General features: G+C 43.8%; 12 protein-coding genes. 6 read left to right on the top strand and 6 right to left on the bottom strand.

All coding sequences use genetic code 11. The annotated features are described in order from the left end of the window. Nucleotides 1-28: 28 nt before the first annotated feature. The 3 genes from FW774_RS12510 to FW774_RS12500 all read right to left on the bottom strand — a co-directional run bounded on the left by FW774_RS12510 (nt 29) and on the right by FW774_RS12500 (nt 5,358). Nucleotides 29-3,439 carry a SusC/RagA family TonB-linked outer membrane protein gene (locus tag FW774_RS12510; protein ID WP_187774889.1) on the bottom strand — a complete coding sequence of 1,137 codons (3,411 nt, stop codon included), beginning with the start codon at nt 3,437-3,439 and terminating at the stop codon, nt 29-31. A gap of 199 nt (nt 3,440-3,638) precedes the next feature. After that, nucleotides 3,639-4,805, bottom strand: a complete 1,167-nt coding sequence (locus FW774_RS12505; protein ID WP_149348541.1) for a FecR family protein — start codon at nt 4,803-4,805, stop codon at nt 3,639-3,641. A 61-nt stretch (nt 4,806-4,866) separates the two neighbouring features. Then, complete coding sequence (locus FW774_RS12500) at nt 4,867-5,358, bottom strand: RNA polymerase sigma-70 factor (RefSeq protein WP_262714441.1); 492 nt, start codon at nt 5,356-5,358, stop codon at nt 4,867-4,869. A gap of 487 nt (nt 5,359-5,845) precedes the next feature. Between FW774_RS12500 and FW774_RS12495 the strand changes: the two genes are divergently transcribed. The 5 genes from FW774_RS12495 to FW774_RS12475 all read left to right on the top strand — a co-directional run bounded on the left by FW774_RS12495 (nt 5,846) and on the right by FW774_RS12475 (nt 9,760). Further along, a complete protein-coding gene (locus FW774_RS12495; RefSeq protein WP_149348539.1) occupies nt 5,846-6,397 on the top strand; it encodes a hypothetical protein in 552 nt (183 codons plus the stop codon). A 653-nt stretch (nt 6,398-7,050) separates the two neighbouring features. Further along, entirely contained in the window at nt 7,051-8,280 is a 1,230-nt protein-coding gene (locus tag FW774_RS12490) for a DEAD/DEAH box helicase (protein WP_149348538.1), read from the top strand. An 80-nt stretch (nt 8,281-8,360) separates the two neighbouring features. After that, nucleotides 8,361-9,089 (top strand): acyl-CoA desaturase, encoded by a 729-nt coding sequence (locus FW774_RS12485; RefSeq protein ID WP_149348537.1) that lies wholly within the window; start codon nt 8,361-8,363, stop codon nt 9,087-9,089. Nucleotides 9,090-9,210: 121 nt separating this feature from the next. After that, entirely contained in the window at nt 9,211-9,402 is a 192-nt protein-coding gene (locus FW774_RS12480) for a cold-shock protein (RefSeq protein ID WP_149348536.1), read from the top strand. 163 nt (nt 9,403-9,565) lie between these two features. Continuing rightward, nucleotides 9,566-9,760 carry a hypothetical protein gene (locus FW774_RS12475; protein ID WP_242457814.1) on the top strand — a complete coding sequence of 65 codons (195 nt, stop codon included), beginning with the start codon at nt 9,566-9,568 and terminating at the stop codon, nt 9,758-9,760. Between the two features lie 44 nt (nt 9,761-9,804). Here FW774_RS12475 and FW774_RS12470 read toward each other — a convergent pair whose 3' ends face one another. After that, on the bottom strand, nt 9,805-10,089 hold the full coding sequence (locus tag FW774_RS12470; protein WP_149348534.1) for a hypothetical protein: 285 nt from the start codon (nt 10,087-10,089) through the stop codon (nt 9,805-9,807). A 200-nt stretch (nt 10,090-10,289) separates the two neighbouring features. Beyond that, on the bottom strand, nt 10,290-12,299 hold the full coding sequence (locus tag FW774_RS12465) for a PAS domain S-box protein (protein ID WP_149348533.1): 2,010 nt from the start codon (nt 12,297-12,299) through the stop codon (nt 10,290-10,292). Between the two features lie 82 nt (nt 12,300-12,381). Between FW774_RS12465 and FW774_RS12460 the strand changes: the two genes are divergently transcribed. After that, nucleotides 12,382-12,921 (top strand): ferritin-like domain-containing protein, encoded by a 540-nt coding sequence (locus FW774_RS12460; protein WP_149348532.1) that lies wholly within the window; start codon nt 12,382-12,384, stop codon nt 12,919-12,921. Nucleotides 12,922-13,018: 97 nt separating this feature from the next. Here the strand turns inward: FW774_RS12460 and FW774_RS12455 are convergent, their stop codons facing one another. Continuing rightward, nucleotides 13,019-14,872 carry a T9SS type A sorting domain-containing protein gene (locus tag FW774_RS12455; RefSeq protein ID WP_149348531.1) on the bottom strand — a complete coding sequence of 618 codons (1,854 nt, stop codon included), beginning with the start codon at nt 14,870-14,872 and terminating at the stop codon, nt 13,019-13,021. Nucleotides 14,873-14,917: the final 45 nt, after the last annotated feature.

The following is a 14,917-nucleotide window of genomic DNA, read 5'->3' as shown; positions in this document are numbered from 1 at the left end:
TTTATTAGCCTTCTCTGTTTTGAATTTGTTATAATGAGAACCTGATGTTCACACCCATATTTCGGGTAGATGGTAACTGCCCAATCTCTATTCCCTGTACAATCGTTCCATCGTTAAGTGTGCCGTTTTGCGGATCAAAACCCGGCCATTTAGTCCATACAAACAGATCGCGGCCATATAAGCCTATGGAAGCTTTTTTAAATCCTACTTTTTGCAGGCTTTTGGAGCTGAAGGATTTGTCTATCCTGAACTCCCTGAATTTTATATAGGAGGCATCAAAAACATTGGCTTCGGCGTTGGTCCTGTCATAATGAGCAGCATAATAAACCGATGGCGACACCACAATGTCGTTCGGTCGCCATGTTCCATCATCATTTTGTACCACACCTTTACCCAAAATCCCTCCTTCTTCTCTTCCTGGCAAGGTCGCTTTTGAGTTTCCTCTCGCCATCAACATTGAGTTTGAGAGACTGTATTTCTGGTGTCCGAACTCGCCATCAAAAAGGATATTCATGGTCCAGCTTTTATACCTGAACTCCTGTCCTATACCTCCTTTAAATTTAGGTACGGCATTACCTACTTTCTGTATTTCTGTAGTTAGCTGGGGTACACCGTTCGCATATACAATATCGCCATTCTCATTTCGCTGGTAAGCCAGTCCATAAATATCGCCTATAGAACCGCCTTTTACCGCTTGTAAAGAAACACCTGTAGATCCCATTGCATAAAGTCCTAATGATTCGATCTCCTCTTTAAGTTCCAGTATCTTTCCGCGATTTATGGCCCCATTAAAATTAATTTTCCAGGACAACCCCTTCTTGCTTTCCAAAAGTTTGCCCCATAGTTGCACCTCCACACCATTGTTACGTACCGTACCAGCATTCATGTAGTAATAGTAGTAGCCGCTGGCAGGCTCAACCGGAACACTCAAAATTTGATCATAGGTATCAGCCAGATAGCAGGTTAAATCTAAGCCTATCCTGTTTCTTAAGAACCTTGCTTCTAAACCTGTCTCATAACTTTTTGTTCGTTCTGGCTTTAGTTCATAATTAGGCAGGCTGGTAGGATTGGTTATACTGGAAGAAAAATTACTTGCCGAATAGAACTTCTCTATCCGGTAAGGATTTGTATCACTTCCTACCTCTGCATAAGAAAGCCTCAATTTGGCAAAAGACAATACCGATGAGTTGACCTTGAACATATCGCTCAGCACAAGACTCAAATTGGCAGAAGGATAGAAATAAGAATTATTATTTGATGCAAAAACACTTGACCAATCGTTTCTTGCCGTTAGCTCCAGGAATATATATTCTTTATACGACAGGTTGGTAAAAGCATATAGGCTATTGATAGCCTTATTTTCCTTATATGCATCTATAACAGGTCTGTCTACCCTGTTTGCCAGTGTATATTGTCCTGGTATTAGCAAACGGTTTACGTAGGCTCTTGTTCTATTATAAGAAGAGCTCATGCTATTTCCGCCAACGGATAACCCGAACTTAACATCTCTGTTGAACGGTCTGTTATAACTCAACAGGAAATCCGAATTCCGTTCATACCTGATCACATTTTGCTCCCGGTAAAAGCCTTGTGAATATGAATCACTACTTTTGGGAAACCTGTTAGATAATACGTCATCGTACATATCTATAGCAGTTTTAGCGGTAAAATTCAGGAAGGGAGATATCTTATAACTGAAATTGATATTCCCGAACAGTCCATTCCGCTTCATGGGGTTTAGTATCTCGTAAAGAGCAAAATACGGGTTATCAGGATTTTTATTGAAGGGCCTGTTCTGCTCTATATCCACCTGCCTAATGCCGTTTGTTATCTTCCAGTAATCCCTGTACCACTCTGTGTCTACGTTGGGGGTTGTCCACAGTAAAAAATAAGAAGCCGATTTATTGCTATAGCCCGTTGTTGGCAGGTTATCTGAAGATTTATTGTAATAATTTACCTTGGTAGCAATCTTCATGTCTTTGTTGATCTGCTGGTCCAGCGATAAATTCACGCTCGTTCTTTGATAGCCTACATTCTCCAATATGTACGTATTCTGCTGGTTGGCAACAGAGAACCTTGCCTTAGTGGTCTTACTTCCTCCTTCTATTGAGATAGTATTACTGGTTTTGAACCCGGTACGAAAAAAATTCTTCCTGTTATCAGGATAGGCTATCCAGTCAGTTGGTTCCGCTCCCTGCCCCTGCGTTGCAGGATCGTACTGGTAATATTTTACACCGGTATTTAACTTGGGGCCCCATGAGGCATTGGCATTTGAAGTGTTTGCACCACTGTCGGAAGTTCCATAAGAGTAATAATCTATTCCTGAATTGGCACCAGCTCCATACTCATACTGATAGTCAGGAAGCCTGTTGACATTTTCTATAGCAGTACTGGAACTAAATGATATTCCCAAACCTTTTTGTGAGCTTCCTGACTTGGTCACAATAACTATTGCTCCATTGGCCCCTCTTGAACCATACAACGCCGTTGCCGCCGCTCCCTTCAGTACAGAAACGGAGGCTATATCCTCGGGATTTACATCTCCTATGCCGGTTCCCATATCTATAGGAGCATTGTCTGAGACATAGGCTCCCGCTCCGGAGGCTGTAATCTTGTTGCTGACGGGGACTCCATCTATTACCACTAACGCTCCGCTGTTTCCTAATTGCAACGACTTATCGCCCCTCAGGATAATATCCGAACTACCCATGGGCCCGTCTGCCCTGTTTAAGGTCAATCCAGCTACTTTTCCTTCTAATGCATTCAGCCAGTTATCTGTAGGAGCTACATTTAACGCGACACTATCTATCACCTGGGCAGAGTAACCCAGCGAACGCTGTTCCCTGCTGATATTCAAAGCCGTAACGACTACTTCATTTAACCCGGTATTCTTTTCCTTTAAAGAAACGTTTATAACCGTGCTTTTTAACACTTTTCTTTCTTGTACTTCGAACCCTATATAGCTGAATACTAAAACCGCATCTTCATTGGGGACATTGATCTTATATTCGCCCTTTGTATTAGAAACTGTGCTTTGTCGGATATTTTTTACTCGTATGCTAACACCTGCAAGCGGTTCACCCTTCTCATCCGTAACCTTCCCTTGTATAATAATACCTGGTACAGTAACAGCACTACCCAAATCCGGCTTGCGCCGGATCATTACAAAATTCTTCTCGATATGATAGGTTAAAGGCTGGTTAGCCAGGCAGCGTTCCAGCACCTCATCTAAAGGCGCATTTCTCAGCTCCAGGCTCACCGGCCGGGTATCTTTCAGATCGGCTTCCCGGTACAGGAAACCATAGCCGGTTTGCTTACGCAATTGCCGGAATACTTCTTTCAGGTTCACTTTGTTTACCGAGAGGCTTACCGTCTGGGCATAGCCGGATGCCTGTACCTGTAGAAAAGCGCTGAGCAGGATAATAGTTATTAACTTCACTTTTAGTAAAATTTTTAATGAAGCATACGAAAAACAGCTGCAACCGAATGCAGTAAATTTTTTATACATTTGAACGTCAGGTTTAATCAAAAATTGGTTGTTTCACTCAACTGAGAAATTACCTGGCACCGTCTGAAGATGACGGCTGACCGGGGGCGGGCCAACGCTCCCGGCTTTCAGGTAAAGAGAAATGTAGAAGTTAAGGCATTACCCGTACCCTCCTTCCTTCGATAGCAAAATGGATATTCCCGTACGTTTCCAGGTATTTCAGCAAATCGCCAAGCGCCGCCGAGCGGGGAAAAGCCCCACCAAAGGTCTGGTTGGTAACTACGCCCTGGTACACCACCTCCACGTCATACCAGCGGGCCAGGTTATTCATAATCGTCCTGATATCTGCGTCCTCGAAAACGAAGTAGCCTTCCTTCCAGGCAATAGCATCATCGGTATTGACAGACCGGATCTGAACAGGTTCTGAAGGTTTTACCTGCGCCTGCTGCCCGGGCCTGAGCAAACCGGAATATGCTGTATGCCGTACACGCACCCTTACACTACCTTCAAGCAGGGTTGTGCTTGCTTTTTCCTCATCCGGGTAAGCATGGATATTAAAATGCGTACCCAGCACCTCTACTTCCTGGTTTTCTGTCACTACGATAAACGGAACCTTCCTCCCTTCTGCCTTACTACCTTCCACCTTCTTAGCCACCTCAAAGTAAGCCTCACCGCTTAATTCCACACGGCGCTCGCTATTGTCAAACTTAGACGGATAGCGCAATGACGAAGCAGAATTCAACCAAACTTTAGTACCATCCGGGAGTTGGAGCTGGTATTGCCCGCCACGGGGAATCGTCAGGATATTGCGTATTGAAGCCTCACCTCCCGCCCTCTCCGAGGGAGTGAGAGCCGCCTTATCCGTTTTATAAAATAGCTGCCCGTCGGCTTGCTTGATAATTTTGGTGCCGGCTTGTTCTGCCAGTTCTCCGTTGCCGGCATCGGTCAGGCTGATCGTACTGCCATCGCTTAAGGTCAGGATCGCTTTATTGCTGCCGGGTTTAATTGCAGCGGTTTGCACCGGATGACCAACAACGGGTTTATCAACCGGACGATAATGTTGCCATCCCCAGACTATGCCCAGCAGGATCGTAGCGGCTGCAGCAATACGAGGCCATAAACGAGCCGTCTGCTGCCGGTGCAGCCGGGCATTCAGCGCCCGCAAACCGGCTTCATGCTCCTGCTGAAGCTGTTCGGGTGTCAGGTCAGAAGGGCCTGTTTTATAATGCAGGTACCAGCTTTCCACCAGGGCCCGCTCGGCCTCGGTTGCCTGCCCGGAATTGTATTTGTTCAATAGCTCTTCTGCGTCCTGCATCATAAGGTTTATATCGGCTTTATACTACTATGACACGCCAGGTAAGCGGAGGGGGTATAGGCTATCAGAAAAAAATTAAAAAAATATGTACGCCCAGCTTTACACGCAGGATACGCAAGGCGTTTCTCACCTGCGTACGCACCGTTTGCGGACTGATATTCAATTCCTCAGCAATCTGCTGATGGCTCATCTCGCGGTTGCGGCTCATCTCAAAGATCAGGCGCATTTGAGGCGGCAAAGCGGCAACTTCCTGCTCTACCAGCCGGATCAGCTCTTTATGGCGTACCGCTTCTTCGGTGATATTCTCGCCGGCAGCTATAAAGTCCTGCAGGGAATGAATATAGGCCTCCCGGACTTTCTGGTTGCGGTAAGCGTTAAGAATACGGTTGCGTACTGAGGTATAGAGGTAGGATGATAAGCTGGTGGTAATATGCAGGCTTTCCCGGTTATTCCAAAGGTAGATAAACAGCTCCTGCACCAGGTCGCGGGCCTCTTCCCTGTCGGGAAAACGCCGGTAGGTATGGCTGTAGAGAATGCCATGATAACGCTTGTAGATCTCGTCCAGCGCAAGCTTGTCTCCCGACTTTAATAAGCCTAACAGTTCATGGTCGCTATAGGATTTGATATAAGAGCATGAGGAGGTTTATAAAACAAATATATAAAAACGGATTAAAAACCATACTACTTTAGGTAAGTTTTACCTACTATTTTTTGTTATTGGCCGGTTGAGGATAAGGCTAAGGACAAGGTTGAGGTTGAGAAGGTTATAGGGTTATAAGTTGATGTACCGACCATAACCTCATTAACTTTACACGCACTGCTACTCATTCTCCGCATCATTGCGAGGCTGCTGGGGATAAGGTTGAGAAGTTTATAAGGTTATAAGTTTATAGATGAAGTATAATCATAGCTTCTGACTCATCTTGCACTATCTGCACTTTAAACTTTTGACCTTAAATTTTCAACTATTCAGGCTGAGGAGAAAGTTGAGCAGGTTATAGGGTTATAAGTTTATAAATGAAATTAAATATGTAGATTAGAGCATGTTTGACAGCAGCCTCGGCTTCCAATTAATACAAATCCGCAGAAATAAGTATAATATCCACGAGTCGTTTATAAAAGAATTGATTTATAAATTTTACTCCCATAACAGCCGTTGCTGCATAAAATACATTGTATCTGTAAAAGAATATCCTAATAGATTACTTACTCTTGATTACTATCCTAAAATAAAGCTGACACCCAAAATTAACTCAGCAGATAGCATACAGGACTTAAGGTACAGAACGCTTACCAAACAGAATGCTTTTAGTTCTATCGGAGGCACTATACTGGACATTATGGTAGATGTTCGACAGCGTTTTAATATAAATACCTGGGGATTTGTGGCTGCTAATCTTTTATATGAAACAAATAATGAAAACAACAAACGTTATCAGATATCAAAGGAAATACTAAGAAGATCATTTAAAGAGCGATATACTGTTTTTGGTAATAGAAGAAATAGCGTTATATTTGTTATACCTGTTGAAAGAGAAAAAGAACATATTAAAATTGTAAAGAGCTATGAAAAGATTTTCGCAGAGACTAACTGAAAGCAAGATGGGAAAGAGGACGGCAACTTCAAAGGCTCAACTTCTTAAGGTAAAAAGCACTTTATTGCGAACTGTCCCTGCAAGCAGGTTCACCGATATGTCTAAAGATCTGGAAAGAATCACTCCCCTTCATATTCCAGGCTATAAAACAAGAGGGTAAGAAGAAATTAGTGCTATTAAAGTCATTCTTGAGGATGCAAAAATCCAGTTAATTCAGTTTTCGGGATAATAAAACCAATTCAGAATTAGTATCAATAATAAGTTGAGCTTGGTTATAGGCTAGCGTACAGCCATAACCCCATCAACTTATAAGCTCATCAACGTTACAGACAAGCCGACAAGCACAGCGCACCTGGCAAGCCCTGTATTTCATCGATTAGTTATGTATAGAGCAACGTAGACATTCCGGGCACTGCCGCTCGTTCATCCCGTCATTATCTACACTTTAAACTTTCAACTCTTAAAGGGCTGATTGAAAATAAAAATCACCAATTGTGCAGTATTACAACTATTTAAGTTTACCTTTGGCAATAAATGTTTAGCAGAAGTCGATTCTTCTATCCCTTTACCGGCTTTCATAAGGAAGTCAATAATTAACTCCCTCATGTATCATATCATCCGGTAGTTAGCATTTTTAACTTAATACGAATAATTTGTCATTTGAAAATTTAAATCTTAGTGCTTCCATACTGAAGGCACTCAAGACCGAAGGATATGTACATCCTACCCCTATCCAGAAAGCCGCTATCCCGGTAATTTTAACTAAAAAAGATCTGTTAGGCTGCGCACAAACCGGAACCGGTAAAACCGCCGCCTTTGCACTCCCGATATTGCACCTGCTCGAATCAAAAGCTGCTGTACCGGCGCATCAACGGAAAATTGCTGCGCTGATTTTAACCCCTACCCGCGAACTGGCCATCCAGATCAGCGAAAGCTTCGCGTCGTACGGAAAGCATACCGGACTGAAACACCAGGTTGTTTTTGGAGGCGTATCGGCACATTCACAAATAACGGCACTCAAGGCCGGCACCGATATCCTGGTTGCTACGCCGGGCAGACTGCTCGACCTGTTATCCCAAAACGTAGTAAACCTGCAGCATATCCAGCTTTTTGTACTGGATGAAGCCGACCGCATGCTTGACATGGGCTTTATCCATGATGTTAAAAAGGTTATTAGCAAGCTCCCGCACAGCAGGCAAACCTTATTTTTCTCGGCAACCATGCCCAATGAAATTGCCGGACTTGCCAATGCCATACTCCGTAACCCAGTGGAAGTTAAGGTAACTCCGGTGTCGTCTACTGCCGAAAGCATTAAACAGGCTATTTACCCGGTAGAAAAAAAGGACAAGGCGGCGTTGCTCATCCATTTGCTGGGAAACAGGGAAATGAAAAGCGTTTTGGTATTTACCCGCACTAAATTCGGGGCCGATAAGCTGGCTAAGCTCTTAAACCGGTCGGCAATCGGTGCAGATGCCATTCACGGGAATAAATCACAAAATGCCCGTCAAAAGGCGTTAAAAAACTTCAAGGATGGCACCATCAGGGTGTTGGTAGCTACCGATATTGCGGCCCGGGGCATTGACGTGGAGGAACTGCAATATGTGATTAATTTTGAATTGCCTAACCTGCCCGAAACGTATGTTCACCGTATCGGGCGAACCGGAAGGGCCGGAAATAATGGAACAGCGCTCTCATTCTGCGACCAGGAAGAACAGGAATATCTCAGGGATATTAACAAATTAACGGCTCAGAATATCCCCGTAGTAAACGAGCATCCTTACCTGCTGCCTTTTAGAACGCCGGCAAAACCTCAGCATGCAACTCAACCGGCTTTTAAAAAGAATTTTAAACATAAGCGGCGGAATTTTGCCGCTGCATATTAAAGCTCATCCGGTAAGATGGGGCTGACCAAAAAGTCAGCCCCATTTTCTGTAATTCATCATTTATTTCCCGTTTTATTAGTATGTATATTCTTATTTTCTTCATCGGGCATTGGTTTCTGTCGTTATTTGTACAGACATTTTTTCTTCACCGGTATGCTTCCCATAAAGTTTTCAGCATGAACACCTTCTGGGAAAAAACCTTTTATCTACTCACCTACCTGTTCCAGGGTTCTTCATTTCTTAAGCCTTTTGCCTATGCAACCATGCACCGGGATCACCATGCTTTTAGCGATACCGAAAAAGATCCGCACTCACCTCACTTCTTCAGGGATGTTTTCCAAATGACCAGGGCAACGGTACTTACATTCCGCGATCACATGCAGCGCTCATTAAATCCAGCCATAAAACTTGCGGGGAATTATCCGCAGTGGCGTTTGATTGACCGGATAGGCTCAAGTATTCCATCGCGAATTATATTTGGAGCAGCCTACACCTGCTTTTATATAGCTTTTGCGGGTTACTGGTGGATGTTTTTGCTCTTGCCTATTCATTTCCTGATGGGGCCTTTGCACGGAGCTATTGTAAACTGGTGCGGTCATAAATATGGTTATTCAAATTTCAATAATGACGATCATTCAAAGAACACCAGTCCCCTGGGGTTCCTGATGCTGGGCGAACTGTTTCAGAATAACCATCACCGGCATCCTAACAGTGCTAATTTTGCTCACCGGTGGTTCGAGTTCGATCCGGTATACCCGGTGCTGAAATTGCTGCACTGTACCGGTGTGATCAGGTTAAAAAAAGCATAACAGGCAAGGCGGCAGCTTGTCATATCAGTATCCTTTTATGGTACCCTGAAAATATTTATTAAAATATAGTGCTGTTTGTCTGTAATTTAACTTACCTTTATAACTATTAAAATAATATATAATGCAAAAAGGAACAGTAAAATTTTTCAATGAAACCAAAGGTTTCGGATTTATTACACCTGAAAATGGTGACAAAGAAATCTTTGTTCATTCATCAGGCCTGATCGATAACATTCGTGAGAATGATTCGGTTAAGTTTGAAGTAGAACAAGGCCGTAAAGGCCCAAATGCGGTAAATGTAAAGGTAGCTTAATCAACTATATCTTATTAATCGTGAGCATTTCTCTTTTCAGGGAAATGCTTTTTATTTATTATACACCGGTAACAGCACAACCTGATGCAGCTAAAAGAAGCATCCGGCGTGCTATTTAACATGACACAAAATTATTATTATGGCCAAATCGCAAGCTACCTTCATGAAAAAACAGTTAGAAAAGAACAAACAGAAAAAGAAAGAAGAAAAACAGCAGCGTAAGGAAGAACGTAAGAAAAATGCCAAAGACGGCAGTCTTGAAAACATGCTGGCTTATGTGAATGAGTTCGGCGAAATTACCTCTACCCCGCCGGAGAAAAAGAAAAATGACGTGCAGCTGCCGGAGAGAACCCATTGATATTCCGGTATCGACGTAGAGACAGAATCCCTGTAGCCGCTTTATTAATATAACGGATTGGCTGCATAAATTATCATCCCGGGGCACCCCAGATAGGCTGCATACCATTTAATAGCATCCCTGATCAATGCCTCACTCTCATTACGGTATCCTATGGTTTCAAATGCCAGTATATCCCCGAAATTGTCGCCATAAAAATGCACTTCATTTTTCCCTGGAACAAACAACTCATCCCGCTGGTTAAATACCTGTATCTGCAGGCTGGTTTTCCTGTCGTAAATAATGTCCCGCTGGTTAGGCATACAACCTTGTCTGCACTCAAATTTCATTTGCTAAAAAACTTTTAAGTAAGAACCCCCACTTACACCTTTTGTTTTTGAAGATATACCAGATACTATTATGGAGAACGAGGAGAGCCATTTTAAATAGGTTAACACTATAGATCTTTCTCCCGTACATACGGGGGGGGCAGGACAAAGGCGTTTCTATTATAGAAATTTGTCGTGCATTTGTGCTTGTAACAGCTTACTTAAGCAGGCAAAGCAAACCAGAATGTACTGCCTTTACCCAGCTCACTTTCTACCCAGATCCGGCCCTGGTGACGCTCTATAATTTCATGGGAAAGATACAATCCTATGCCCAGACCTGAGACCGTAGCATTGGAATTTTCTACCCGGTAAAAACGGGAGAATATCAAACTCAACTGATCGGGTGCAATACCGGGGCCCGCATCTTTAACGCCTACCTTGACCTCCTGATCCTGGCGCTCCAGCAGTACCGTGATATGAGTTGCCGCCGGGGCATATTTAATGGCATTGGTTAACAGGTTAACCACAACCTGTTCTATACGCTGGGCATCGGCATATAGTATCGTTTTTTCTACGGTTGTATCCAGCGTAATCTTATGGCTGTTTTGAGTATATTGTACCAGATCGATGGTATCTTCCAGCAAACTTCTGATATCAAAACGTTCTTTGGATAAACGTAATTTACCGGCTTCTATTTTAGACACGTCCAGCAAATCGGATATGAGGGCTGTCAGCTTCCTGATCTGCTGCATGGCCTTCGACATGAAATTTTTACCCAACACATCTGTATTCTGGCGCTCCAGTATTTGCAGGTAACCGCTGATGCTTGTTAAAGGTGTTTTTAATTCGTGACTGGCCAGGCCTATAAACTCATTCTTCTTCTCGTTTAACGCTTTCACTTCTTCGTAAAGCCGGGCATTATCAATACCAATAGCGGCATGCGAGGCAATAGCGGTGACCATCATCTCATGCTCTTTGGTAAATACACCGGCATCGGGATGACCAAATAGCAAACCGCCAACTATCGTACCTAACCGGTCTGCAACCGGCACAGCCAGGTAACTGGCAATCTGCAGCTGCCCGCTAAGCATATCGTAATAAGAGGCATTACGCCCATTTGGTACTATTTTGGTGATATCATTTATCCGCACAACGGTCTCATCCGGAAATATATCCTGAAGAAATTCCATGCTCACCGGAAGATCGAGTTTTTTAACGGCAGGTACCGGCACACCGGATAAAGAATATAATACAGACGATTCGCCGGCGGTATCGACAGCTTTATAAAAAAACACGCCATAAGCTGCCCCGATAAGTTGTGTGGTAGCATCGGTAACTTTTTGCAGCAATTGTTTCAGGTTGAGCTCTTCCGATACCATTTTAGCCATCGCATTAATGGTCCTCAGGTTTTTTATATGGCGTTCGGCGGCTTCCTGCGCCGACTTCTGAACACTGATATCGCGTGCAATTTTAGAGGCACCTATAATTTTACCACTACGATCCATAATAGGCGATACAGAAAGCGATACCGGAATTTCCCGCCCTGCTTTGGTGAGACGTATGGTTTCAAAATGATCTACCTTTTTGCCTTGCGCAATGCGGCCTATAATAACATCTTCCTCCTGCAAACGATTCTCAGGAATCAGTATGGAAATGTGCTTGCCTAACACTTCGGCTTCCGTATAACCAAATATTTGCTCTGCCCCCCTGTTCCAGCTTATAATGTTTCCCTGAAGCGTTTTGCTGATAATGGCATCATCAGACGTGTTGACGATAGCTGCCAGCACCGCCTGTTTGCCCTCGTTATCCACCAGTTCGGTTACATCAATTAAGGTATTTACCGCTCCGGTCAATTCGCCATGATCATCAAAAACCGGAACCGGGTACGGCCTGACCTTAACCCGCACACCGTCTGGACGCTCTATAATGATCTGCTCGCCCTCAAGGGGAATACCTTTTTTTAGTGCTACAGCCATCGGGCAATTGTCCAGCGATATGGGTATTCCTTCCGTTGTGTATATTTTCCAGGAGCCGCACCACAAATCACGACCAATTTCGGGAGTCCGGCCCCATAACCTTTCGGCCGCTTTGTTAAAGAACGTAATATATCCTAAACGATTACAGGTATAAACGGCCACCGGCAAATGATCATAAAGCCTGGAATGTATCTCGTTACCGGAAATTGAGGGCATATTTTCAGTAGTAAGGTTTGCCGGCTGGGTTTCGTCCATGTTATAAAAGTAAGAATAATAACTTCTTTGACAGAACAAATTGCCGCCAAGAGAGTTTTATTATCACAAAACATCTCACTATATGGAAACTAAAAGTAAACAAAGAGGCCAGGCCTCGGCAGAACACATGGATTCTGAATTTCACAAATTTTTTGTAGACGAGCTAAAGGATATCTACTGGGCAGAAAAGCACCTGGTAAAGGCATTACCCAAAATGCAGAAAGCGGCTACCAGCGAAGAGCTGGCCGCAGCATTTGAAAAGCATACGGGCGAAACGCAAACCCATATTGATACCCTGGAACAGATTTTTTCTTTGCTGGGTGAAAAAGCTGTGGCAAAAAAATGCGATGCAATGGAAGGACTCATTGAAGAAGCCAAAAGCATTATGGAAGATACCGAAAGAGGTACCATGGTACGCGACGCCGGGCTTATTCTGGCTGCACAAAAGGCCGAGCATTATGAAATTGCTACATACGGCACGCTGAAAACGTTTGCCGATACCATGGGCCATACCGAAGTTGCTTCCTTATTACAGCAAACGCTGGATAATGAAAAAGAAACGGATGTGGCTTTAACCAAAGTAGCAGAAGGCTTTGTTAATGAACAGGCTGCCGCCGAATAGTGAAGCTACGAAGCCTTAATGAAGAGGGTGCCTCCTATGTTTGTCGAAGACAAATGTAGGAGGCACCTTTCTTTGTTTTTCAGAGGCCTTTTATATTTTACCTTTGTACAATTACCTGTGCTTGTTCACCGAAGTCACCATGCTCATCCTGCAGGTTTAAAATGTAGAAGCCGGCAGCCAGTTGCACAGGAAAATCGATTACATACTCTTCCAGATCGTTTACCGGAATGATCTTTCTGTAAACTATTTTACCGGTCAGATCGGTAAGCCTGACTGTTAAATGTGCATCTACGGCTTTATATCGGAATTTTAACCGGCTCCCATTGAAAGGGTTGGGATAAACCACCAGCCGGGCATCTTTGATACCGAATGAAATTACCCGCGTTCCTAAATCTGTTACGCTGCCGTTCAGGTCGTACTGTACTAAACGGTAATAATTATTACCTGCAAGCGGATCCTTATCCAGAAATGAGTAGCTAAGCATTTGAGCGGAATATGTTGCGCCAGAAATGGTGTCTATCGGAGAGAATTGTTTACCATCACCCGAACGATAGAGTATAAACTGATCATTATTTGCTTCGGAAGCTGTTTGCCAACTCAAAAGCACACCATTTTGCTGCTTTCTAGCATTGAATGTGAGCAGCTCTACCGGCAGGGTTTTAGATTGATAAATATTCCATTCTGCCAGTTGGGTATTCTCCTCACCGGCGTTCTCGGTAATATATAGCCTAAAGTATTTGTATTTTGTTTCATCATTGACGATGTAATAATTTGCCTGCCCCCGGGCATTGAAGGATTCATTTTCGCGTTCATCAAGGGTAACCCATGTAACCAGGTCATTAGATCCTTTCACAGTCCAGCTTTTAGGATCACGTGCAGGGCGGTCATTCCCGGATACGATAACATACGTAGATAAGGCCGCGGGAACTGTAGATTCATATTGTATCCATAGAGCAGTTTTACCAGCTATAAAAAATTTGGTCGCAATATCCAGATCATGCAAAACCGGCAATGCTGTCCCCGCTGGTACCGACGATGAGCCATACTGAGCCGTCATGGTACCGCCATTACCCGTTACCCTGATCTGATCGGGAGTGGGATCAGGAGGTATATTATCAGGATCATACGTGGTAAAATAATACACTTCCCCTGTAACTTCACCCATGTTATTTATGGCATCCACCCGCCAGTAATATTTTGTATTGGCAGGTAATGACGGAATAACCAGGCTTGTCCCTGTAACTTCGTCCTGGTATTGCAAATTATCCGGGCTGGTTCCAACATACACGTTATAGGATGCGGTATTGATACTACCGGTCCATTGGAGTGTGACATCGCCAAAAACCACTTGGGTACTTTTATGGCCCGGTGTTACTACGCATGCCTGTGCCGGCAAATCCACCTGGTTAGCTTGTGCCTGATATCGGCGATTCTTTTCCCACAACAGGCGGGCCGTTATTTGATGCGAAGATGCTATTTTACCGCTGTTAATGGTTGCAAACCGGGTAAACTGATCGGGCCTGAACTCCGTGAGGTAAATGTATTCATCACGTACGTAGTTATCACCTCCGGAATTTCCGGAACCGGTTGTTCCGTCAACTTTGCCGGCATATTTACCTGTACTGCTATCGTATATGCCCAGTATCATATCTACATAAGTATTGGCAAAGGGCACAATATCTTTAAATTTCACGCCATATCTTCCGCTTTCATAGGCAATCCACAAGCCTTGCGCTTCGTACGCAAAATGATTGGCATCTTCCACGCTTCCGCCTATCGCGTACAACCATAGTTTGATAGCAGAGCCGCCAGGTGATACCTGATCTGATGCATTCTGAAAAAACCAGTCTATATTCGATTGGACGATACTATCAAACTGAGCGACCCTTGAGGGATTGTCGTTTAATAATACGTGACATTGTATCAGGCGGATAAAGCCATCGGTAAGCATAAAAAGCTGGTTCCAGGGTGCAGGATCATTAGGCTTATAGGTATT

The organism is Pedobacter sp. BS3 (assembly GCF_008274585.1).
In the GTDB taxonomy this organism is placed as follows: Bacteria; Bacteroidota; Bacteroidia; order Sphingobacteriales; family Sphingobacteriaceae; genus Hufsiella_A.
The sequence above is the reverse complement of the archived record's forward strand: the minus strand, read 5'-3'. Positions and strand labels throughout refer to the sequence as shown.